Below are 24,337 nucleotides of genomic sequence, written 5' to 3'. Positions count from 1 at the left end.
TAGTATCAAAAATGAATTATGGAAAACAAAATTTATAGTCCTATTAAAGATTATGGAATTATAGGAAACGGGAAAACTACTGTGCTAATTAATAAAACAGGTTCGATCGATTTTTTTTGTTTTCCACATTTTGATTCACCTTCTGTTTTTGCTAAACTTCTCGACCGCGATGCTGGAGGATATTTTAATACACAGCCTAAAGGCGATGATTATCAAATACATCAAAATTATATAGATCAAACTAATGTATTGCTTACTCGTTTTATAGCAACACGTGCGGTAGTAGATATTATTGACTTTATGCCATTTGACGATGAAAGTGAATTCCCAAATGAGTATATCCGAATCGTAAAATGTATAAGAGGTACCATTGATTTTTCCTTTGAACTAATACCTAAGCTAAATTATGGTAGAAGTAATCATACAATCTCATCCGATAGTAAACATGAAGCAATTTTTAATTGTGATGATACAAAAATTGAATCACTGCAAGTAATCAGTAATATTGAAATAAGTGATACAAAAAGTAATCTAATTACATCCTTTAGTTTAAAAGAAGGTAAAACTGCAATTTTTAGAATAGGAGAAATATTGGATAGTAAATCCGATAACTCTAATAATTTCATAAAATCCTCAAGAAAGAAGCTACGTAAGACGGTTAAATACTGGCAGCATTGGATTAAAAAATCCACATATCAAGGTAACTGGAAAGTTGAAGTAGATAGATCGGCATTATTACTTAAGCTGCTAACGTCCTCAGAGCACGGAGTGTCAATAGCAGCACCTACATTTTCTTTACCAGAAACGTTAGGAGGAGATAAAAACTGGGATTATCGATATGCCTGGGTTAGAGATGCATCATTTACGATGTATGCTTTCATTCGTTTGGGTTTCCTGGAGGAAGCTTCCAGATTTATAATATGGATTAAAAACAGGCTTAAACAAGATCTTGCAGATGGAGTAGAATTACAAATAATGTATAGAACTAATGGTAATAGAGATTTAGAAGAATCCACACTCGAAAATTTTGAAGGCTACAAAAAGTCAGACCCAGTAAGGATAGGAAATGAGGCGACTAATCAATTACAGCTTGATATATACGGTGAATTGTTGGATACTATTTACCTGTTTGATAAATACGGCGAATCGATTTCTTATGAGTTTTGGCAATTAATTCAACAATTAATTGAAATCGTTATAGGAAAATGGGACCAGCCTGATCACGGAATTTGGGAAGTCAGAGAAACTAAACGAAGTTATTTGTATTCAAGAGTGATGTGTTGGGTAGCTATAGATCGAGCAATTCGACTTGCATTAAAGCATTCTTTCCCTTTTGATAGAGAGCGATGGATACCCACAAGAGATCAAATTTTTGATGATGTTTATAATAATTTTTGGGATAAAAAGCTTCAATCATATGTACATTTTAAAAACGCAAGTAGTTTAGATATCTCACTAATGATAATGCCTCTTGTAAGAATGATAAGCCCATATGATTCGAGATGGAGTTTGACGATGGAAGCTATTGAAAAAAAGCTGATGACAGATGTTCTTATTTATAGAAATATGAATGATACAAATCCAAAATCAGATGATAATGATGAAGGAACTTTCTTAATTGGTGCATTCTGGTATGTAGAATGTTTATCCAGAGCAGGACAATTAGAAAAAGCTTCCTATTATTTTCAGAAAATAATGAACTATAGTAATCATCTAGGGTTATTTTCTGAAGAAATTGATGCAGATGGAAGTTTTTTAGGAAACTTTCCTCAAGCATTTAGTCATTTAGGATTAATTAGTGCCGCATTTTCATTAAATAGAAACCAAAAAGACGCAACTTTTAATGTTATTACCACATACGATCTCTTTTAGACCAATTAATAATACCCTAATAAATTGATAATGATAAAAAACTTATTAAGACATAGAGACCTTATTATTTCATAAAATAATAAACTATTTTCCAGTGTCGTTATTCATTTTTCCAACAATGCCTTTATCACTATCTTGATGCTGTTCTGAAGTTTTGATTTTATTAGTTGCTGATGAGTCAGTATTCATTTTTCCGACTACTCCTTTTTTCTCTGAACCGTTATTTTTTTGAGTTTTCTTTTTATCAGTCATATCCTAAATATTTAATTATTACTATTAAATGTACCTTTTATTAAACGGATTTATGAACTCAAATGATATTAATGAGCGCTCTAGATAAATATAAGGATCTTAAATTATAGGAATCACTTACCATACATTATAAATAATTAAAATATTGTGTTAGAGTTTGTTATAATGACAAAGAATTAGAATTTTTTTATACTGCTTATCAATCCTATTACCATTAATTGTATCCTTTATCTTGAACGATTTACGTTTCAGTCATATTTATTACTCTGGTAATATGTTTTGCAAGCTTTCCAGGAATTTCTAACGGAATTAAATGCCCAACACTAGTTAATATAAAAATACTAGGCTTATATACATACGGGATTGTATAATTATAAATTACATTCATATCAATTACCGGATCTTTAGATGAGCAAATTACGTACGAAGGAATTTTTAAAGATGAAATACTAGTAACAATATTTTTATTCATTCCTGTTTCTAACCACCATTTCCAAGTATCCTCTTCTACTTGTAGCTGTGACGATATAGCAAAATTAAACTTTCTTTTAGATAATTTTTTAATCGTAGATTTCTTAACAGTTTCGGTTGCTATGGTGATATTTGGATGAATTAACATTCGATCTTTTTCTTCTTTAGTCATATACTCCATAGTAGGGGGAGATGGTGCGATGAGTATTATTTTCTCTGGTTTATGGGATTTGTTTAGCGATGCAGCATACAAAGCTAATTTAGCACCCATGGAGTGTCCGCACAGAATATATTTATTTAAATTTAGAGAACGAATAGTATCATTGATGAAAATAGCAAATTCTTCCATACATATTTTTTTTAATCTATCTGTATTTCCAAAACCAGGAAGAGTGATAAGTATACATCGAAAATCTTTGTCTATTTTATTAGTGAGCCACTTCCAACTATCTTTAGTTCCTCCAAAATGGTGAATAAACACAATAATCTTCTTTCCATTGCCTACGATTTCAATTGGATTATCTATAGATGACTTTTTTTCTTGATTATTCGACGTCATAGTAACCTTTTTTAGTGATGATATATAAAATAATATAAAAACAAGCTTTAACTAAGCATTACAATGGTTATAAAACTAGTAGGTAACTATGAAGGATTTTAGCTAGAATGATATAATTTTTAACTTCATTTTTCTAAAATGGTCAACAATGATTAATTTTAATATAAAATTTATATAAACCCTTCTAAGTATAAATTATGGTATCAATTCTATTATGCGCTTTATAGATAGAGAGTAGAGTTCAAAAAGATTTAAGGCAAGAATTTTAGTAATAAAGCACTTTAGAAAATTGTTGAATTCTTAAATTTCTAATGAAATAAAACAGAATAAGATGAACGAAAAAAGCGAAAAAGATATAATCACAGCATATGAGCAAAAAGGATATACTTGTTCCTTTCGATATGAAAAAGAGTGTTTAGTAGAAAATGCAAGTAAAAAAGCATTTTCTCCAGAGCAAATTTTTGTAGTAGCAGAACACCGTTTTGAAGGGATGAGTAATCCTTCGGATATGTCTATATTATATGTTTTAGAAACAAATAATAATTTGAAAGGTACACTTTTAATAGGGTATGGTCCTACAGGTAATCTTGAATTGTCAGATTTTTTTAATAAAATACCTACCTCTAATTTTTCTAATAAAGAAAATATTTTCACAGATTAACTACTCACGTCATAGTATTCCATCTTATGACATGGGTGCCATATATTAGATAAAACCAAAATTGAATCATCTGATCATATAAGCCAATTTATTTAAATTAAAATTTACTATGAATGATAGTCATACCCTTTATTGGCTTAAGAAAGATTTTAGACTTTTTGATAATCCAGCTTTACACCAATCACTAATAGATAGTAATAAGGTCACTCCCGTATTTATAATGGAAGATTCATTTTTAGAATCTTCCGATACATCTGCATTTCATGTACAAGCTTTATTGGAGGCGTTATTTTCCTTTAAAAAAGTATTACAGAGTAAAGGAGGTGAATTATTAATTATAAGAGGGGAAGTCATAGAAACATTCGAAAAACTACATGCTTCATTTAGATTTAATAAGATATATGCGCATCAGGAAACTGGAACCTTCAGAACCTATCAAAGAGATATCGCAGTAAGAAACTGGTGTCAAAAAAAAGAAATAGATTTTAAAGAACCATTACAAACCGCTGTATTTCGAAATTTAAGTAATCGGGATACACGGCATACATATTGGAAAGAATTTACTTTTGAAAAATTAATTCCCATTCCAAAGAAATTATCGAATTGTATAGTAATACCTGAATGGTATAAGTTCGAAACACGGACAGATTCTTTAACCTTAGAATCATTAGGTTTTTCTTTAAGTTCAATTCAAAAAGAATCTATGCAGAAGGTAAGTGAAAAAGATGCTTTTAATGATCTAGATAGTTTCTTACATGAGAGAGGGCTTGCTTACCGGGGAGGGATATCTTCACCTTTAACCGCTTTTCAAGCGGGTTCACGTACATCAGTTCATTTAGCGTACGGAACGATAACTAGCCGAACTATTTACCAAAAAACACTAGAACGAATGGAAGAGCTGAAGCTTCAAATGGAGGCAGGTGTTAAAAATGCTGGTAAATGGAGAATGTCTTTACGATCTTTTTTATCAAGATTACATTGGAGAGATCATTTTATACAACGGCTAGAAACAGAGCCCTCTATGGAGTTTGAAGCAATAAATTTAGCTTATGAAAAGCTCGAATACAACGCAGATCCTAAACTTCTAAGTGCCTGGCAAAATGGAAATACAGGTTTCCCAATGGTAGATGCAAGTATAAGATGTTTAAATGAAACAGGATTTATCAATTTTAGAATGAGAGCTATGATTACATCTTTTGCATGTCATACACTACAGATCAGTTGGAAAGATATCAATTGTCCTATGGCAAAGATGTATACAGATTATGAACCTGGTATTCATCTTAGTCAATTACAAATGCAAGCCAGCGTTGTTGGAATCAATACTGTACGAATTTATAATCCTAATAAACAAATAATAGACCAAGATCCGGACACCATTTTTATCAAAAAGTTTGTTCCAGAATTAAAAAAATATTCTTCTGAACAAATAATCCTTCATAAAGAAGAAACTTTAGGTAATTATCCTCCTAATATCGTAGATTATAAAATAAGTTCTGCTGAAATGAGACAAAAAATATACGCTATAAGAAAAACTGAAGGATATAGAGAAATTGCAGATGCAGTATATAAAAAACACGGTTCCAGAAAAAAATCAAAGACTAAAAATAGAAAGAAAGAAAAATAGTTAATCAATGGTAGTATTTTAATTAATTGATTCAACTCACAATAAGAATTATACTTAAACACTCTTAAAAAGACTTAATAAAATATTCACTTATCATTCGGATTAAGGACCTATTCTTTTGAGCACCTTTCTTTTAAAGAATTAATCGAACTTCGGATTAGCAATTTTATTAAAAAGATACCAATCACATTTCAATCGTTCATTCATTAGATGAATCTTAATGATGATCTACAATGTTTCCCAGAGGAAAGCCTTCTGATTAGTTAAAAACAGAAACACTTTTGACTGAAATTTTTGAAAGTAAAATATCTTTCAAAATATAAAGTCTTAGACAATTTATCGTCAGAGATTTATAGACTTCAGTTAAATTTTATTGAAATAGATGCCTTGGAATTATAAGAATAATAGGATTTCAGAATTTCTATAAAAAAGATTTTCTAATTCCTATTTAATCAAGATAGCAGATAAGACAATGTAGTAAAATGTGGTTGTGAAATAGGTTGAAATTGAATTAAATAATAGAAATTTTGTATATCCAGAATTTCTAAAGCAAGGTTATAAACCTGAGTATTTACTTAAATAAATTTACATGCAAAAACCAAATCAACGTTTAATTAATCAGACTTGTATCGTAACAGGTTCTAGTTCTGGAATCGGTAAGGCAATCGCAGAATCGATAGCAAAAGAAGGAGCCAATGTTATTATAAATTATAATAAAGATAAACAATCCGCTGAGGAAACGGCTAATAACATAGAACAGTATAAAGATAGCGGAAAAGTAATTGTATGTCAAGCAGATATTAGTAAAGAAGAAGAAGTTCTGAGGTTATTTAAAACGACAAAGAATCATTTTGGAAATATTGATATTTGTGTGCCTAATGCCGGGATGCAAAATGATGCTCCTCTTCATAAAATGACCTTAGAACAATGGAATCAAGTAATTGCGGTGAATTTAACTGGGCAATTTTTATGTGCAAAGTCAGCGTTGCAGGAATTTCTATCCGTAGGAATAAGAAAAGGTGTTTCCAGATCCGCAGGAAAAATCATTCACGTAAGCTCAGTTCACGAAGTCATTCCTTGGGCAGGACATGCTAATTATGCAGCGTCTAAAGGAGCAATTTCTATGCTTATGCAAAGTATTTGTCAGGGATATGCTCCTTACAAAATACGATGCAATAGTATTGCGCCGGGAGCAACAAAAACTGATATTAATAAGGATGTATGGAAAAATCCTGATCAACTAGAAAAATTAATGGATTTAATCCCATATAAAGAAATGGCAGAACCAGAAGAAATAGGTAGCGTAGCAAGCTGGTTAGCCTCAGATGAATCAGAATATATAAATGGAACTACAATTTTTGTGGATGGAGGAATGACCTGCTATCCGGGATTTACAACAAATGGCTAATTAAAAATAATAGTATGAATTTAAAAATTAAAGGTAAAACAGCCTTAATCACTGGTGGTGATTCGGGAATTGGAATTGAAACTGCTAAGTTCTTAGTAAGAGAAGGTGTACACGTCATTTTAAGTGATAAAGAGGGCGGTAGTGATTTAGAAAAAGCCAAAGAAGAAGTAGAAAAAGAATGTGCTGACGGAGCTAAAGTATTAACCAAAGCAGCTGATATTTCTAAAAATCAAGAGGTTATTGCGCTTGCGGATTATATAGAAAAAGAATTTGGTGGTGCTCATATTATCTTTCATTCTGCGGGAGCCAGAGGTGCTGCCGGAGACTTTCTGACACTTACTGATGAAGATTGGAAAGAAACTATAGAGATTGATCTTATGGGAGCCGTAAGAGTTTGTAGAGCATTCATCCCGCAGATGCAAAAACTGAACTGGGGGCGAATGATTCTTGTTGCTTCTGAGAACGCTTTTCAACCATACGAAGAAGAAAGTCCTTACAATGCCTGTAAAGCTGGTATTATTAACCTATCAAAATGTCTGTCCAGAGCATATTCAAAAGAAAATATACTTTTTAATTGTATTTCTCCTGCTTATATAGAGACACCTATGACAGATGCTATGATGGAAGATTTAGCAGAAGAAAAAGATATTTCTGTAGATGAAGCCGTGAAGTGGTTTGTGAAAAATAAGCGACCTCATATTGCGATGGAACGCAGAGGTAAACCAGAAGAAGTTGCTTCTGTAGTCGCTTTTTTATGCTCAGAGCATGCATCATATGTGAATGGCACAAACGTTCGCATTGATGGAGGTGCAGTAGAATCTGCTTTTGGATAAATTTCTATTTACTAAATTGGAATACGATAGTCTACTATTTTAAAATCGGTATTACGTTTCGATCGTAATACCGATTTCAATTTGGTGTATATTACAATAGAAAACGTGCTTATATAATCTAAAGGATGTAAGCGTATTTCGATTAAATTTTAAACGTATAGGATTCAAAAAAAAAATCACAAATTCAGATCTTTAATCAAAGAAAAATTTTTAGAGATTATGCAAACTATTTTTAAACTTCTATTTAAGAAAAATAAAAAGTATACAAAATACTCAGATCCTTATATCTATTCTAGATGTCGTAAACTAAATGAAGATTACTCCGAAGAGCAATTAATAACCATGTTCGGTCTGGAACGAACTGAGTTTATTAAAAATAATCCGGAAGAATGGTTTAAGACTCGCGTACATTAATAGTAATCAGAACTTATATGTGATTACTTAATTAGTATAAAATTAGTTTTCTAAACAAAAAATACAAATCACAAAAACTACTATTTTTAAAAGATAGGTGGATTTTTATTGTCAATATTTGTCATATTGATGATTAATCGTCCTCCTTCTGAAACGTATTTGTTTCGTAGGATGAATACATAGGTGATTTGTTTATTTTTTGACTTATAAGTCAGACGTATTTATCAATAAAAAGGCTTCAATGAAAGATTTTTATGAAAAAAGAATGGTTAAATAATATTTAATTCTTATTTTTAGTTTCGATTAAATATAAAATTTTAAAAATGAAAACTTTCTTCTTAAGCTTATCATTGTTTATTATAACAGTATGTACAGTAAAAGCGCAAATTACGGTAACAACAGCTGCAGAATTACAAGCTGCGTTGGATGATACAATGGCTGACAGTACCATACTAATTAGTGGAACCATATTTGGTCGATTTATTGTTAATAGATCAGGAACTGAAGCAAATCCTATTATCATAAGAGGAGGAACCATTTCTGGATTGGGAGTGCCAGATACAACTGCTGGATTAGATTTTGCCTTACTTTCTGTTTTGAGCGAAAGTAATATCAGGATTGAAAACGTAACGTTTGAAAATAATTTTGTTCAGGGAGCAAAAGGAATTTATGTAACTACTGCTACATTTAATGATGCTCCATTACAGAATATATTTATTGACTCTTGTACCTTGCAGGATATAGGCTGGTCGTCTGATAATACGGCAGATCCGGCAAGTAATCCTTCTGGTACTGGTCAAGCACACGGAATTCTGATAACTGGTAGAACCGCTAATACAGTGACTAACGTTAATGTAACTAATACTAATTTGAATAATATAATTACTGGAAACAGTGAGGCTCTTACGCTAAACGGTAACGTAGATCAGTTTTTAGTACAAGGCAACACAATATCAAATTGCACTAATATTGGTATCGACATTGCAGGAGGTTTTGGTGTAGCTACTTCTGGCACGGATCAGGCTAGAAATGGAGAAGTAGTAGAAAATACGGTATTTAATTGTAGAAGACCTTCTTCGGTTTCCGGACTTTTTGAACCAGCAGGTATTTATGTAGACGGAGGTGCAAATGTAGAAATTTATGGTAATAGAAGTTATCAAAATGGTCAGGGTTTTTCTATAGGAAGAGAACAAGCAGGAGAGACGCTAAATATTACAATGACTAATAATTTGTCTTACTTTAATGCCGAGAACGGTTTGGTATTTGGTGGAAATAATGGAACAGTGATTAATAGCATTGTGCGTAATAATACATTTTATGAAAACGGAGCTGACAGACCTGACACAGGAGGGGATCGATCAGGAATTAGCGTGCAGATAACTCAGAACTGTTCAATCACTAATAATATCATTTTTGAACCTAACTCTGACTCTTCTTCTAACATGTTTGGGATTTCAAATTTTTTTGGTGGAGATATTCCTGTAGTAGAATATAACTTAGTAAACGGAATGGCGTCTGGTTTTGATTTAGCGAATGTAGGAACAAATCCTAACGGATTATCTGTTGCTCCAGACCTTGACACATCTGCTGATTTTACACCAAACGCAAGTTCACCAGTTATCAATGCGGGTGATAATACAGGAATACCAGTTGATGAAAAGGATTTCTTGGGATCAGACAGAATTTTTGATACTACTGTAGATATGGGAGCTGTTGAGTTTGGAGCAACATTAAATATTCAAGATATAATAGAAGAAGAGTCGCTTACAGTAGAGGTATACCCTAATCCTGCAAAACGTGTTCTACACATTGATAATTTACAATCTATAGCCTATCACATTCGTATTTTTGATATGACTGGCGCATTACGCTTAAACACTAAATTTAATAATCAAAATCTAACACTTAATATAGAACATCTTACGCCAGGCATGTATTTTGTAAACATAACAGACGAAAGTCAATCTAAGGTATATTCTTTGCTAAAGGAATAGGTTTTAATATTAGCTACAATAAAATTAGGAAACAGTATTATAGATAAAAGCTTTACGCTGATTTATTCATAATAATTTAGTTCCGCGCCAGATATTATACTTTCTCTTTAAGATACTGACCAGTATATGATTTTTTGTTTTTTGCTACTTCTTCCGGAGTTCCTTTGGCTATAATATGACCACCGTTTTTTCCACCTTCTAATCCTAAATCAATCACATAATCCGCACATTTTACTAAATCGAGATTATGTTCAATCACCAAAATCGAATGTCCTTTTTCAATAAGCTCATTAAAGGATTTTAATAATTTTTTGATGTCATGAAAATGTAGACCTGTGGTAGGTTCATCAAAAATAAAAAGTGCTTTGTCTTTAGTATTTCCTTTTACCAGAAAAGAAGCAAGTTTGATACGTTGTGCTTCTCCTCCAGATAGGGTAGAGGAGCTTTGTCCTAATTGCACATAACCTAACCCTACATCTTGTAGTGGTTTTAATTTTCTTCGGATTTTTGCTTGATTGTTTTCTTCAAAAAAAGCGACTGCAGTATCAATGGTCATCGTTAATATATCATCGATATTTTTATCAGCAAAAGTTACTTCTAGCACATCCTTTTTAAAACGCTTTCCTTTGCAGGTTTCACATTCCAGATGCACATCTGCCATAAATTGCATTTCGATTGTAACTTCGCCTTCACCCTTGCAGGTTTCACATCGCCCGCCATCTACATTAAAAGAAAAATGTTTAGATTGATAGTTTCGGATATTGGATAATTTTTGATTTGCAAATAAAGCACGGATATCATCATATGCTTTAATATAGGTAACAGGATTGGATCTTGATGAGCGTCCTATTGGATTTTGATCTACAAATTCTACATGTTTTATATTACTATAATTTCCTTTTATCTCTGTGTATTCACCTGCTTTTTCTCCATAGCCTCCTAATTCTTTTAAGATTGCCGGATATACAATTTTACGCACTAAAGTACTTTTTCCACTACCAGAAACTCCAGTAATTGCTGTGAAAATACCTAGCGGAATTTTAATGTCAATATTTTTTAAATTGTTTTCTCTGGCTCCAAAAATTTCCAGAAAATATTTAGATGTTTTTCTTATGTCGGGAACTTTGATTTCCATAGTTCCGTTAAGGTATTTTGCGGTAAGCGAATCGGATTTTAATAATTCTTTATAGGTGCCTTGAGCAACGAGATTCCCTCCATGGGTACCTGCTTCAGGACCAATATCGATTACTTCATCAGCTGCTTTCATGATATCTTCATCATGTTCAACTACGATCACAGTATTCCCCAGATCTCTTAAAGATTTTAAAACGGAAATCAGTTTTTCTGTATCTTTTGGGTGCAAACCTATACTTGGTTCGTCAAGAATATACATAGAACCGACTAAACTACTGCCTAGCGAAGTTGCAAGATTAATGCGTTGAGATTCTCCTCCGGATAAAGTATTCGACTTTCTGTTTAGTGTAAGGTATTGTAATCCCACATTTCCCAGAAAAGCTAATCTGTTATTGATCTCTTTTAAAAGTCGTTTAGCAATCTGTGCATCATATTCATTAAGCGTTAAATTTTTAAAAAATAAAGCAAGTTCATCTAATGGTTTTTCTACTAGCTCAGAAAGTGTAGCATCTCCAATTTTAATGTAATTAGTCTCTGGTCGTAATCGTTTTCCTTTACAGGTAGTACATTTTGTTTTTCCACGGTATCGTGAAAGCATTACTCGGTTTTGTATTTTGTAGGCCTTAGATTCTAAGTCTATAAAAAAGTTGTTGATCCCTTCAAAATGTTGATTACCGTGCCAAAGGAGTTCTTTGTCTTTTTCTGATAGTTCGAAATAAGGTTTATGAATAGGGAAATCAAATTTGTAAGCACTATTTACCAATTGATCTTTATACCAACTCATAGTATCTCCTTTCCATGGAAAAACTGCACCTTCATAAACGCTAAGAGATGTGTTAGGTATCACGAGGTCTTTATCAATACCAATGACATCGCCATATCCTTCGCATTCAGGACACGCTCCATAAGGATTATTAAAACTGAACAAATGTACATTAGGTTCCAAAAAGGTAATGCCATCCAACTCAAATTTATTGCTGAATTGTCTGCTATTAGCGTCTGCAAGCGTTTCTACAAAGCAAGTTCCTTTACCTTCAAAATAGGCAGAACCTATTGCATCTGCTAATCGGTTATAAAAATCTTCATCATCTTTTTTTATGATCCTGTCAATCACCAGTAATACTTCATCCTTCTTCTTAATTTTTGTATCCTCAATTCTGCTGACAGTATTATTTATTTTTACACGAGCATAACCTTGTTGTTGTAATACCTTTAATTTTTCTTCTATGGTACGTCCTTTTTCAACAAACACAGGAGCAAGCAATAAAAGTTTTTCTCCTTCATCAAAAGTCTTTATATAATTTACTACATCAGTAACAGTGTCTTTTTTTACAATATTTCCCGAGACAGGGGAGTAGGTGACTCCTATTCTGGCATATAATAACTTTAAATAGTCATAAATTTCTGTTGAAGTGCCTACAGTAGATCTTGGGTTTGTTGAGTTTACTTTTTGTTCTATAGCAATAGCAGGAGCAATACCTTTTATATATTCTACCTTTGGTTTATTGAGCCGTCCCAGAAATTGACGAGCATATGATGAAAGACTTTCTACATATCTGCGTTGACCTTCTGCATATAGGGTGTCAAAAGCAAGACTGGATTTACCAGAACCTGATAATCCTGTAATGACTACTAATTTATTTCTTGGGATAGCAACATCTAAATTTTTGAGGTTGTGAAGGGTAGCTCCCTTAATTAATATATTATGTTTAGGGTCTAAGTTTTTAATATCTTGAATCATAGTAAATATGAGGTATAAGGGCAAATATAATGATTAGTTAAGAAGTTTTATAACGGTTTGAGATTGAAAGTCGAGTTAAAAAAATTAACAAAAAATGCTTGTTTTTCAACTTTAGTTATTATATTGCACCCAGATTAATAACCAAAACAAAACGAAAAAGCCTATAGCATACCATTACTTTTAAGTTTAACATAGCACGAGCCCCAAGCTTGTTGGTACTAAATTAAAGAAGGTATGAAAAATTACACGCTATCTGATGCTGTTTTAGTTAATAGTTATATACAAGGTGAAGAAAGCGCCTTATCTACACTAATAGAACGTCACAAACAACGTATTTACAGTTTTATATATTCTAAGGTTTTTGACCGTGATGTTTCTGAAGATATTTTTCAGGATACATTTATAAAAGTGATCAGAACACTAAAATTAGGCAAATATAATGAAGAAGGTAAATTTTTACCTTGGGTCATGCGTATAGCGCATAATTTAGTTATTGATCATTTCCGAAAAGGAAATAGAATGCCAAAATTTGAAGATAATGGAGAATTTAGTATTTTTTCTGTTATAAGTGATGGTGATCTAAACGCAGAAAAGAAACTAATACAAGAACAGGTAGAGGTGGATTTACGTAATCTAATTCAGGAATTACCAGAAGATCAAAAAGAGGTATTAGTAATGCGTATGTATAGAGATATGAGTTTTAAGGAAATATCAGACAAAACTGGTGTTAGTATTAATACAGCCTTAGGACGTATGAGATATGCATTGATTAACCTCAGAAAGGTTATTGAAAAAAACAACATTGTTCTAACTAATTAACATTTCTTTATGCAATAAAGTGCATTTTGCTCCGTTATTTGATTATATTTAACTTATAATCCAATTTTAATAATATGGCAAAATTTTACTTTAAATCTTTTCATAAAGGAGAAGAACAACAATTAGTACCAGGAAAAAATACAATTGATTTCTTGTTGAACTATTCTAAAGCTTTAAGTGTTATAGATTATAAAAACATGAAGTTTGAAGCGCTTCTAAATTAAATTCTATAGTAAAAGACCTATCATTTAGATAGGTCTTTTACTTTTTATAATACGCTTTAAGCACAGTTTTTCTTCCGATTGTTTTTGTTATGATATCTTTTTCCAGATCCCATCCTCTGGCAGGTGAATATTCGCGTCCATACCATATGATCTGTAAATGTAGATCATTCCATAATTCTTTTTTAAATAGTCGTTTGGCATCTTTTTCGGTCTGCATGACACTTTTGCCATTAGTGAATCCCCATCGATACATTAATCGATGAATATGTGTGTCTACGGGAAACGCCGGTACACCAAAAGCTTGCGACATCACCACACTTGCTGTTTTATGTCCGACAGCAGGTAGTTCTTCCAGGTGCTCAAAACTTTTAGGCACCTTACCTTGATGTTTTTCTATCAGTATTTTTGAAAGTCCATAAATGCCTTTTGATTTCATAGGACTTAAACCAACTGGTCTGATTATTTCTTTGATTTCTTCAACTGTTAATTTCACCATATCATAAGGATTATCTGCGCGGGCAAATAATAAGGGAGTAATTAAATTTACTCTTACATCCGTGCATTGTGCACTCAATAATACGGCGATTAATAGTGTATATGGATCTTTATGGTCTAGTGGAATTGGAATTTCTGGATATAATTCTTGTAATTTATTAACTGTGAAGTCTACTTTTTCTTGCTTAGTCATGTGTATCACTAAATTTTTAAGCTAAAATATGAATTATCATAGTTTTTATAATAGTGCAACAAAGCTTAATTTTTTGATAAAATCTATTTGTGATCTTATTTTTTGAGTTAATTTTATTTCAGAAGAATATATTTTTTAATTTATAGCACATATAATAATGACAACACTAAAAGTAGGAGATAAGGCACCAAATTTTTCAGCATTAGATCAAGATGGAAATACCGTTACTTTATCTGATTTTAAGGGTAAAAAACTCGTTGTTTTTTTCTATCCTAAAGCGAGTACGCCAGGATGCACTGCAGAAGCGTGTAATCTAAAAGATAATTATCACACATTTCAATCACAAGGGTATGAGATTCTGGGTGTTAGCGCCGATAGTGCTAAACGTCAGCAAAATTTCAAAAATAAATATGAATTGCCTTATCCATTATTAGCTGATGAAGACAAGAAAGTTATTGAGGCTTTTGGTGTTTGGGGACCTAAGAAATTTATGGGAAAAGAATATGATGGTATTCACAGATCTACTTTTGTTATTAATGAAGAAGGAGTACTTACTGACGTGATTTCTAAAGTAAAAACCAAAGATCACGCTGCACAAATATTATAGTGTTTTCTGTTAAATATTGGTATTAGTACCAAATTTCTACAAAATAAAAATCCGATATATCTAATTGATATATCGGATTTTTTTGATAATTTAAAAAGAATTATACCTTTTCTGTAGCTCTGTAACCAAAGAAATTATTCTCCTTAATCATTTCTGGAATTAGATCTGGTAACATATCTTCCCATCCCGGCTCTGCATGCTGTATTTTTTGTAAAATTTCTCTGGAAAATATGTCCATAATAGAGGTATCATAATCCACGATATCTTGTAATTTTCCGTTATGCTTGAAGAATTTGTATAATTCTTTCATTCTAGGATGTACTTTTAAGTTGTCACTAGTGGTTAAAATTCCTGTTTTAGGATCCTTTAATGGATATAAGTATACTTTGAGATCTTTAAAGAATAGTTTTCCAAAGGCTTCTAAGATACCACCACTAAGATGACGGTAGTATTTTTCATCAAATATATCTACTAAATTATTAACACCCATAGCTAATGCCATTCGCTCTTTAGTATAATTAGAGAAATACTCTACTACTTTATAATATTCCTGAAAATTGGAAATCATAACTGTTTGTCCTAAAGAACATAATAATCTGGCTCTAGCCATAAAATCTTCTTCGTCAATTTCTCCCTCTGCTCTAAGATTAGATAGTGTGATTTCAAATATCTCAACAGTTTTATTTTTATCTACCTTATTTTCATTGAGAAACATGTTATGAGATTTCTCAAAAATATCCATGTTTACTTTAGTAACAGGTCTAAAGCTCCCTCGCATAGCTAAAATATTCTTTTTGTATAAAATCCTTGCAGGGAGCACATTATTCCCATCAGGACCAAACATTACGGCTTCGGTCATTCCGTTTTTAACTAACTGCAGACTCATTAAGCGGTTATCTACTTTTTTAAATCGAGGTCCTGAAAAATTAATGGTATCAATTTCGATTTGATCTTTGTCTAAATGATCATATAAGTAACGTAATAGTTTTTTAGGATTGTCATACTTATAATAAGCTCCATAAATTAAATTCACGCCTAACACACCTAAGGTCATTTGTTGTAATTTAGCATCATTTTCATGAAAGCGTATATGAAGAATAATTTCGTTATAATCTTCATCAGGTTTTGTTTGATATCTGATTCCAACCCAGCCATGACCTTTATATTTTTTTGCAAAATCAATGGTTGCTACAGTATTGGCGTAACTAAAAAATAGTTTATTAGGATGCTTATCTCTGGCAATGCGGTCTTCCATGAGTTGACCTTCATGCTTCAACATTTTTTTTAATCTAGCCTCAGTTACATACCGTTTATCATTTTCTATTCCATAGATGGCATCACTGAAGTCTTTATCATAAGCACTCATAGCTTTAGCGATCGTACCAGAGGCACCTCCAGCTCTAAAGAAGTTACGTGCGGTTTCCTGACCGGCACCGATTTCGGCAAAAGTACCGTATATATTAGCATTTAGGTTAATACGTAAGGCTTTGCTCTTGATTGAAGGGACAGATTCAAACTCTTTATCCCCCATTATTGTTATAGGCATAGCGAAGTGGGCTTTTTTTGTTTCTTGTAAAGTTACTAATACCATCCATAAAAAGAAAGGAGTAGATCATAAATGTATAATTTTTATTTATGAAGTATTTTAAGTCAGAAAAAAAGAATTAACCATAATTTTTTTTATAGATATCTTTAAATTTTAGAAATTTTTAGAAGTATTATACCCTTATTTTTAAATACGCTTAGTCTGACTATCCAAATAGATAATCAAATATAGAATGTGATGATGTTTTCTGCGTTTGTTTGCCTGGATTTTTCGACTAAATTCTATTTTATTAGTCATCATATATCATTATAAGTGTAATATTTTTATGTTTATCTTTATTTTGAGATTATTTTTAGTCCCTAAATTTATAGTACATTTGTTTTCTTAGTATTGTTATTTATGGATATTACATTTCTCGGCACAGGCACATCACAAGGGATTCCTATAATAGGTAGTGATCACCCGGTATGTTTAAGCAAGGATCCAAAAGACAAGCGTTTACGAGTATCTGTATTAATCTCCTGGGATGAGTATACCTATATAATTGATTGTGGTCCGGATTTTAGACAACAAATGCTGGCTAATCAGGTTTCGAGAATCGATGGAATCATTTTTACACACGAGCATGCAGATCATACGATGGGCATGGATGATATACGTCCATTTTTTTTTAGGCAAGGTGATATTCCTGTATATGCGCATCAACGAGTTTTAAAAGCTTTAAGGTCAAGATTTAACTATATTTTTTCTTCTGAAAATAAATATCCGGGCGCGCCCAGCGTTATCGAAAATGAGCTAACTAACCAACCATTTGCGTTGGGTAACCTGGATATCACCCCAATAAATTTAATGCATAATCGATTACAGGTTTTTGGTTTTAGGTTTAAAGACTTTGCATACTTAACCGATGTGAAAACGGTTGAAAAGGAGGAGCGTAAAAAGTTAGATGATTTAGAGGTTTTAGTAGTCAGTGCATTACGAATAGAGCCGCATCATTCTCATTTTAATTTAGAAGAAGCACTTGAATTTATTGAAGAAATTAAACCAAAAAAAGCGTATCTAACCCATATAAGTCATTTACTAGGGTTTCATGAAGAAGTTCAGGCACAATTGCCTGATCATGTTTTTATTGCTTATGATAATTTAAAAATTACTATATAAAATGCGAAGTAAAATATTCTTATACTTATTTATTTTTTCTGTATTATTTGTATTGTTTCAATTTATGAATGCTAAGAAAGCTAAAGAGTCTTATGATAAAAAGATTGAAAATCTTGAAACTAAAATCAAAGAAACAAAGGCAGAAGTAAAAGCAAAAGATAGTCATATTGACTCGTTAATGAATGCAAATCTGGATTTGACATACTTTTCATTAGCAGGAGATGAGGAAGCCACTACCTATTTTGAAAAGCAAGGATATGATGCTAAAAAACTCGAATTAACCATCGTGGATCAAATTATTTCTCAAAATAAAGCCGGTGTTGATAATCCCATTGTCCCCTTTGATGGTATGGAAGGTAAGATGGCTATTAATTCTGTGAAATTATTGAATCATAAATGGATGATTGCAGATTTTACAGATGGCGTTTATTGGGGCCAACTTTTTATGACGTATGATGTTAAAAAAGATGGAGTGGTAGATTTTGAGGTCGAAAAATCATTTTTATATCCTAGAAATTAAAACAAAATAATACCTGTATTGATATTAAAATATGAATACAGGTATTATAATGTTATGCAATTTATGTTTATTTTTTTATTAATTTCTTTTTGATAAAAGCTCCATCCATTTCTATCACTGCAAAATATACTCCAGAGCGAATTGCGAGGTTATGATTAGATAAACCATCCCAAGTATATTCAAATGTGCTTGTGTCAGATGTATCTGGTCTTATATTTTTAATTAAATTCCCTGTGATGTCATAAATATCAATACTAATGGGTGTTTTAGCTTTCGATTTAGTTGAAAAAGTGACTTTATTTTCAAAAGTATTGGGATAAATTTTAAAATTAGAAGTAATCATTGATAAAGAGTCTTTTGTTTCATCCCAAGGCCTGCCTAAAGGTTGATCTAACCAAATCATAATAAATTCATTATCATCTGGTTGTCCTGTACCAATATGTCTTCCTACACTAAATGGGTAATTATTGTCATTTAGAACACCAATCAGGAAAGGGTTAAAAACTACTACACTTTCTATAGTTACAAATGGAAAAGCAAAATCTCTCCCTATTCCAATATCTCCTTCTAATCCAGGTTCAGAAATCCTTCGATAATCTTTTATAGCAAGTAAATCCACGTTTAATTGTTTTCTTACCATAGTAGAATCTTTCTCTAATTCTATCTCATAAATAGCTTTAAATCCGTTTAGATCACCCTGAGAGCCGTCTCTCTCTATAATTAATCCTCGCTGTTGACTAAACATTATAAAATCCCCGATGGCGCTGGCATTCTCAGAGAGTGGATAGTTATACTTTTTATCAGTATATGATTTACTGGAGATATCGAATGTATGGATTAAAAGATTGGTAGTTGAACTATTTTCAAGAGGTTTTTCTAACAGTGGTAGTAATGTAGTATCGTCTGTAGTTAGAGCCATTCCTTCAAAACCTCCACTTTGTTTTATTTTAAATGGAGTATCTAATATTGTCTGTCTATATGGCCAATATAATCCAGCCAGCCAGGGTGTGTTTTCTCCATTTTGATCTTGTAAATTTGTTCCATCACCAGAAGTTCCTACTTTAGGGAAATCACCAAACAAACATACAGTTCTTATTTCCGGATATTGCTTGTGAGCGATTAGTAGTGTTCTGAAATCAAAACTTTGTATGTCGGCTCTATCAGAAAGATCATTTGCAAGAATTAAATCCCCTATAGCTTTGGTAAAAGTTTCTGGATCAAAAGTTCGTTCTGCAAAAACATCTCCTCGATCATCTGCATCAGTTCTTGGATTTATTTTTGTTTCAATATTAAAACGAACTTTAGCTGCATTTTTCCAACGTTTTGTTGCGTTAGAATCAGAAGATCCATTACCATTTTTATAGTATTCAATATAGTAATTTACAAAATCAAATAATTGCTGTAAAGAAGGCATAATATACGGGTTCATAATATTATATTCTTTTGCAAATGCTACTGATACAGGAGATAAGTTTAATTCATTTTGTTGGTTAGGTCTGCCAGCGAGAATCTTATCAGCAATAAAGGTAGTTTGAATTTCTTGTAAGGTAAGATCTTTAACCAAAACCTCATCCTCATATTCATAGGCAGTACCATCTACTTTACGAGTTTTTGCAGCTTCTATATGAGGATCGTGATCTAAAACAGGAACTCCATCTAATGTAATCCCACAATCTGTTTCTAAGGTTGGCATTAAATAGTCTAATGCAGCTTCCATAGCGGGTAATGTATTTTCTGGACGTAAATTCCTAGCACCTCTATGACCTTGTGCATCAAATAAATTGATATCAATTAGACCATTTTCATCCATATAATCTGGTTGTCCATCTTGATTAGGGTCAAAATTTTGTACTGCTGTTAGTAATAAATCCGGATTATCAGTAATAATACCTTGCACTCCAAGTTCTAATAAACGATTCATTGTCTCCAAATCATTTACGGTATATACAACAACGGGATGTCCCGCTGTGTTTAGAGAAGTAACATTAAATAATTCACTGGATGCTTTTGTAAGTTCTAATGGAGGATTGGTTCGATCTTCTACAAAAGTAGTTTCATCACCATCATCAAGCATTACATACCAGGGTGACATTACGGGATCTTTACTATTATTAACCTCTGCGTGCGCTCTCATAGCATTCATAATTCTGATAGCACTGGATTCTTCGCTGTATGGGTTTTGAGGAGCGCGTAATTCTTTCCCAGATACTTCTAAATCTGGTAGAGGAAAGGGAGAGTCAAGTAAAATTCCGTTCTTGTCAAAATGTAATAAGAATGGACCAAATTCATCACCAATCCAGTATTCACCATTTGCGGTTCGCTGTATAGATTCTATATCAAAATCTGCTCCCGTAAGAATTCTGTTTGTAGTAAAATGATTGGTAATAGCAAAAGGAATTAAATGATTAGGATCTCTAAGTTCAATAAAATCTAAAACCTGAATATCTCCTTGTCCGAATCCAATAATTGATTCAAATCTTGGTTTTACTTTATATAAACGTAGATGGTAATCAACAGAATTTTCGATACTCCCAAAACCATTATCAGACATTGCCATAAATGTACCATCATAATTATTTAGTACAGCAGAAAAACCCTGAACAGGTTGTTTGTTAATAAAAGGAACATCTTGTTCATTGATTGGATGTATACCAATATATTTTCCCGATGTAGGACCTTCAGAAAAACTGGATGCTGGTAATACTGCTCTTGATACTAAAATATCACCAAAATTATGAAAGGATTTATCTAATCCTTTAGCATGGAGTGCGGTACCATAAAAACGGTCTATTGGAATATCAAAAGCTGTATTTTTTTCTTGGGTTTGATTAGTGGTTTGGGAAATTAGTGAAATTGATGTAACTACATAGATAAAGAGCAAAATGAACCTTCTCTTTGATTCTAAAGTTAAAATTGAGTAAGAATAATTTTTCATATGTAAAAGGCTTAAGATTATATTTGGTAATGCTCAAATGTACCGATGAGATATTACTAAAATGTTGATTCCTCTTCAACAAATGATTAGGATAAGGTTAGGTACTTTATTTTAATGTTTTTGAATAAACTCATAGATTAATTAGGTTCGGCTATATGACTGTCAGCTAATTATTCTATATTTATATACGTAAAAACAAGCAAATACTAATATTAATTTCAAATAAAAAAAATGGGGCGTTGTACTATATATCTTTTGTTAATACTAATAGCATTATCAATCGTTACCTGTAAACAGAAGGAAAAAGAATCAACATCAAAAGCTGTAGCTGTAGATGCCACGTTTTTTATTCAGGAAAATTTACTTTCACCTATTACCATAGAAGAAGTCAAACTTTCAGGAGGTACCACCACCAATTGTTATAAAATAGAAGTACGATCAGAACCGGGAGAACATACGATGGGACCTTGGTGTCCCAGACATATTGAGGATGGAAAAGAAAAAGGAGGCATTTGGTTTGAGGATGGAAAAGTATATGATGTAGACGGTCATTTTATAGCAAACATAGCCGAGTTTTATGCTGATGCCAAGTGGAAACTATATAATGAAGATGGTTCTATCAGGGTAACTACAACACAAGAAGCTTGTGAGGGAGCTGCTAAACCAAATGTAGAGGAAGCTTATAAAAATCATTGCGTAGAATGCATGCCATCTTATTATAAGGATAAAATAACTACCTATTACATACCGGTTTCACCAATATATTCGGAGAAAAAAAAGAACCCTGGTAGAGGAGAACCATTAGGGTTAGCGTTTAATGGAGTTAATTTTGATCCACCTGCACCTACACATGCGATTCTTGCTGCTCATACAGTTGCACCATTAGATGATTGTGGAGGGCATGTAAATCCTCACGGAGGATATCATTATCACGCTGCTACTGGTTGTACCAAAAAAATCACTCAGGAAGATGCACATGCGTCTATGATCGGATACGCATTAGATGGGTTTGGCATTTTTGAATTACTGGATACAAACGGTAAAGAGCCTACAGATTTAGATACGTGTCACGGGCACGAAGATGAAGTAAGAGGATATCATTATCATGCAGGAACTCCCGGAGGTAATCAAATAATTGGATGTTTTCATGGAGAAACTGGTAATATGGTAGTGAGTCCTTAAATAATTATTCTAATACATTAAATGTGGCAGGTGATTACCTGAGACAAAGCATACGTGCTACTAATCAATTTGCTGTATTTTATGCTTTTGTATGAATGTACCCCCTAGATTTGATTATTTATTCAATTTCAATAACTACATTGCTTTTGTAAAAGTTGATTTTTAGTTTTATATCTTGTTGATATATTGTTTGATACTTTAAACCGGCTTCATAAACATATCAGTATTTAATATATGACAAATTCTACTTTTTTGAATGAAGATTTTTTGCTTCAGAATACGTTTTCCAAAACCTTGTTTCATGAATATGCAAAAGACTTACCTATAATAGATTATCATAATCATTTGTCACCCAAAGATATTGCAGATAATAGAGCATTTAGAAATATCAGCGAAGTATGGTTACAAGGGGATCATTATAAATGGAGAGCCATGCGTACTTTAGGAGTTAACGAACAATTTATTACCGGGAGAGCTAGTGACAAGGATAAATTTTTAAAATGGGCAGCGACAGTTCCTTATACGGTAAGAAATCCATTATTTCATTGGTCACATTTGGAATTGCAACGTTATTTTGGGATAGATGCGTTGCTATCCCCGAAAAACGCTGAAGAAATCTATCATCAAACGCAAGGGTTATTAAAACAACCTGAATATAAAACCCGTGGGTTATTAAAAATGATGAAAGTAGAATCAGCGTGTACCACAGATGATCCTATTGATGATTTAGGTTTTCATAAATCGTTAATGAGGAACGAAAAACAACTCAAAGTTTTACCTACTTTCAGACCAGACAAAGCGTTTGCTGTAGAGAATAATGTAAGTTATTTAGCATACCTTGATCAACTGAGCGCAGTTTCTAATATAGAAATAAAATCATACAATGATCTCTTGGCTGCCTTAGAAAATAGAGTTGATTATTTTCATGAATGTGGAGGTAGATTATCTGATCACGGATTAGAACAATTATATTATTTTGATCAGGGACAATTTAATATAGCTACTCTTTTTGAGAAAATAAGAAACAATAAACCGCTAGTTAAACAAGAAATTAATTTTTTTAAGTTTACTACGTTACAGTTTTTAAGCAGATGTTATCATAAGAGGGGATGGGTTCAACAATTTCATCTTGGATCAATACGAAATAACAATAAACGATTATTAACTCAATTAGGACCAGATACTGGATTTGATTCTATTGGTGATTATACTCAGGCAGAAGCACTTAGTGGGTATTTAAACCAACTAGATGCAACAGATCAACTTGCAAAAACAATTATCTATAATCTAAATCCTTCTCAGAATGAAGTATTTGCCACAATGACGGGTAATTTTAATGATGGAAATATCAAGGGTAAAGTACAGTATGGCGCCGCATGGTGGTTTCTGGATCAAAAAGATGGTATGGAAAAACATCTTAATACACTATCCAGTCTCGGAATGCTAAGTTGTTTTGTTGGAATGCTAACGGATTCGAGAAGTTTTCTATCGTTCCCCAGACATGAATATTTTAGAAGGATTCTTTGTAATTTAATTGGTAACGATGTTGAAAAAGGAGAATTACCAAATGATGAAAAATGGTTAGGAAAAATAGTTTCTGATATTTGCTATTTTAATGCTAAAGAGTATTTTGATTTTTGATTGTTTAGGTCTCATGACTGCCTATAAATAGAAAATGAGATTGTTCCT

General features: G+C 32.3%; 19 protein-coding genes. 13 read left to right on the top strand and 6 right to left on the bottom strand.

What is annotated here, in order from left to right; translation table 11 throughout:
- The first annotated feature begins 18 nt into the window (after positions 1-18).
- A complete protein-coding gene (locus ABD816_RS07755; RefSeq protein ID WP_344926172.1) occupies positions 19-1,872 on the top strand; it encodes a glycoside hydrolase family 15 protein in 1,854 nt (617 codons plus the stop codon).
- An 84-nt stretch (positions 1,873-1,956) separates the two neighbouring features.
- On the opposite strand, the gene ABD816_RS07750 is transcribed toward ABD816_RS07755, so the two are convergent.
- Both ABD816_RS07750 and ABD816_RS07745 read right to left on the bottom strand, forming a co-directional pair.
- Positions 1,957-2,124, bottom strand: a complete 168-nt coding sequence (locus tag ABD816_RS07750; protein ID WP_344926171.1) for a hypothetical protein — start codon at positions 2,122-2,124, stop codon at positions 1,957-1,959.
- Between the two features lie 241 nt (positions 2,125-2,365).
- On the bottom strand, positions 2,366-3,154 hold the full coding sequence (locus ABD816_RS07745; protein ID WP_344926170.1) for an alpha/beta fold hydrolase: 789 nt from the start codon (positions 3,152-3,154) through the stop codon (positions 2,366-2,368).
- A 331-nt stretch (positions 3,155-3,485) separates the two neighbouring features.
- Between ABD816_RS07745 and ABD816_RS07740 the strand changes: the two genes are divergently transcribed.
- The 5 genes from ABD816_RS07740 to ABD816_RS07720 all read left to right on the top strand — a co-directional run bounded on the left by ABD816_RS07740 (position 3,486) and on the right by ABD816_RS07720 (position 10,091).
- Entirely contained in the window at positions 3,486-3,815 is a 330-nt protein-coding gene (locus ABD816_RS07740; RefSeq protein WP_344926168.1) for a hypothetical protein, read from the top strand.
- Positions 3,816-3,924: 109 nt separating this feature from the next.
- Positions 3,925-5,442 carry an FAD-binding domain-containing protein gene (locus tag ABD816_RS07735; protein ID WP_344926166.1) on the top strand — a complete coding sequence of 506 codons (1,518 nt, stop codon included), beginning with the start codon at positions 3,925-3,927 and terminating at the stop codon, positions 5,440-5,442.
- Between the two features lie 589 nt (positions 5,443-6,031).
- Positions 6,032-6,850, top strand: a complete 819-nt coding sequence (locus tag ABD816_RS07730; protein ID WP_344926163.1) for an SDR family oxidoreductase — start codon at positions 6,032-6,034, stop codon at positions 6,848-6,850.
- A gap of 14 nt (positions 6,851-6,864) precedes the next feature.
- Entirely contained in the window at positions 6,865-7,683 is an 819-nt protein-coding gene (locus ABD816_RS07725) for an SDR family NAD(P)-dependent oxidoreductase (protein ID WP_344926161.1), read from the top strand.
- 737 nt (positions 7,684-8,420) lie between these two features.
- On the top strand, positions 8,421-10,091 hold the full coding sequence (locus ABD816_RS07720; protein WP_344926160.1) for a T9SS type A sorting domain-containing protein: 1,671 nt from the start codon (positions 8,421-8,423) through the stop codon (positions 10,089-10,091).
- Between the two features lie 94 nt (positions 10,092-10,185).
- Here the strand turns inward: ABD816_RS07720 and uvrA are convergent, their stop codons facing one another.
- Positions 10,186-12,966 carry an excinuclease ABC subunit UvrA gene (gene uvrA, locus ABD816_RS07715; RefSeq protein WP_344926157.1) on the bottom strand — a complete coding sequence of 927 codons (2,781 nt, stop codon included), beginning with the start codon at positions 12,964-12,966 and terminating at the stop codon, positions 10,186-10,188.
- Between the two features lie 234 nt (positions 12,967-13,200).
- Between uvrA and ABD816_RS07710 the strand changes: the two genes are divergently transcribed.
- Positions 13,201-13,785 (top strand): RNA polymerase sigma factor, encoded by a 585-nt coding sequence (locus ABD816_RS07710; RefSeq protein WP_344926155.1) that lies wholly within the window; start codon positions 13,201-13,203, stop codon positions 13,783-13,785.
- Positions 13,786-13,859: 74 nt separating this feature from the next.
- Positions 13,860-14,009, top strand: a complete 150-nt coding sequence (locus ABD816_RS07705; RefSeq protein WP_344926153.1) for a hypothetical protein — start codon at positions 13,860-13,862, stop codon at positions 14,007-14,009.
- 37 nt (positions 14,010-14,046) lie between these two features.
- Here ABD816_RS07705 and ABD816_RS07700 read toward each other — a convergent pair whose 3' ends face one another.
- Positions 14,047-14,697, bottom strand: coding sequence for an endonuclease III domain-containing protein (locus ABD816_RS07700; RefSeq protein WP_344926152.1), 651 nt, complete (start codon positions 14,695-14,697; stop codon positions 14,047-14,049).
- Between the two features lie 157 nt (positions 14,698-14,854).
- Here ABD816_RS07700 and bcp point away from each other — a divergent pair, with 157 nt between their 5' ends.
- Positions 14,855-15,304, top strand: a complete 450-nt coding sequence (gene bcp / locus ABD816_RS07695; protein WP_344926150.1) for a thioredoxin-dependent thiol peroxidase — start codon at positions 14,855-14,857, stop codon at positions 15,302-15,304.
- A 100-nt stretch (positions 15,305-15,404) separates the two neighbouring features.
- On the opposite strand, the gene ABD816_RS07690 is transcribed toward bcp, so the two are convergent.
- Positions 15,405-16,850, bottom strand: coding sequence for a TonB-dependent receptor (locus ABD816_RS07690; protein ID WP_344926147.1), 1,446 nt, complete (start codon positions 16,848-16,850; stop codon positions 15,405-15,407).
- A 399-nt stretch (positions 16,851-17,249) separates the two neighbouring features.
- Here ABD816_RS07690 and ABD816_RS07685 point away from each other — a divergent pair, with 399 nt between their 5' ends.
- Both ABD816_RS07685 and ABD816_RS07680 read left to right on the top strand, forming a co-directional pair.
- Entirely contained in the window at positions 17,250-18,011 is a 762-nt protein-coding gene (locus ABD816_RS07685) for an MBL fold metallo-hydrolase (RefSeq protein ID WP_344926144.1), read from the top strand.
- 1 nt (position 18,012) lies between these two features.
- Positions 18,013-18,531 carry a hypothetical protein gene (locus ABD816_RS07680; protein ID WP_344926143.1) on the top strand — a complete coding sequence of 173 codons (519 nt, stop codon included), beginning with the start codon at positions 18,013-18,015 and terminating at the stop codon, positions 18,529-18,531.
- A 67-nt stretch (positions 18,532-18,598) separates the two neighbouring features.
- On the opposite strand, the gene ABD816_RS07675 is transcribed toward ABD816_RS07680, so the two are convergent.
- A complete protein-coding gene (locus ABD816_RS07675; protein WP_344926141.1) occupies positions 18,599-21,466 on the bottom strand; it encodes an esterase-like activity of phytase family protein in 2,868 nt (955 codons plus the stop codon).
- A 231-nt stretch (positions 21,467-21,697) separates the two neighbouring features.
- On the opposite strand from ABD816_RS07675, the gene ABD816_RS07670 reads away from it, so the two are divergent.
- Both ABD816_RS07670 and uxaC read left to right on the top strand, forming a co-directional pair.
- Entirely contained in the window at positions 21,698-22,648 is a 951-nt protein-coding gene (locus ABD816_RS07670; protein ID WP_344926139.1) for a YHYH protein, read from the top strand.
- 234 nt (positions 22,649-22,882) lie between these two features.
- Positions 22,883-24,289, top strand: a complete 1,407-nt coding sequence (gene uxaC / locus ABD816_RS07665; RefSeq protein ID WP_344926137.1) for a glucuronate isomerase — start codon at positions 22,883-22,885, stop codon at positions 24,287-24,289.
- Positions 24,290-24,337 lie beyond the last annotated feature (48 nt).

It is taken from the genome of Aquimarina addita (assembly GCF_039539305.1).
In the GTDB taxonomy this organism is placed as follows: Bacteria; Bacteroidota; Bacteroidia; order Flavobacteriales; family Flavobacteriaceae; genus Aquimarina; species Aquimarina addita.
Note: the sequence above shows the minus strand (reverse complement) of the source record. Positions and strands in the feature narration are given on the sequence as shown.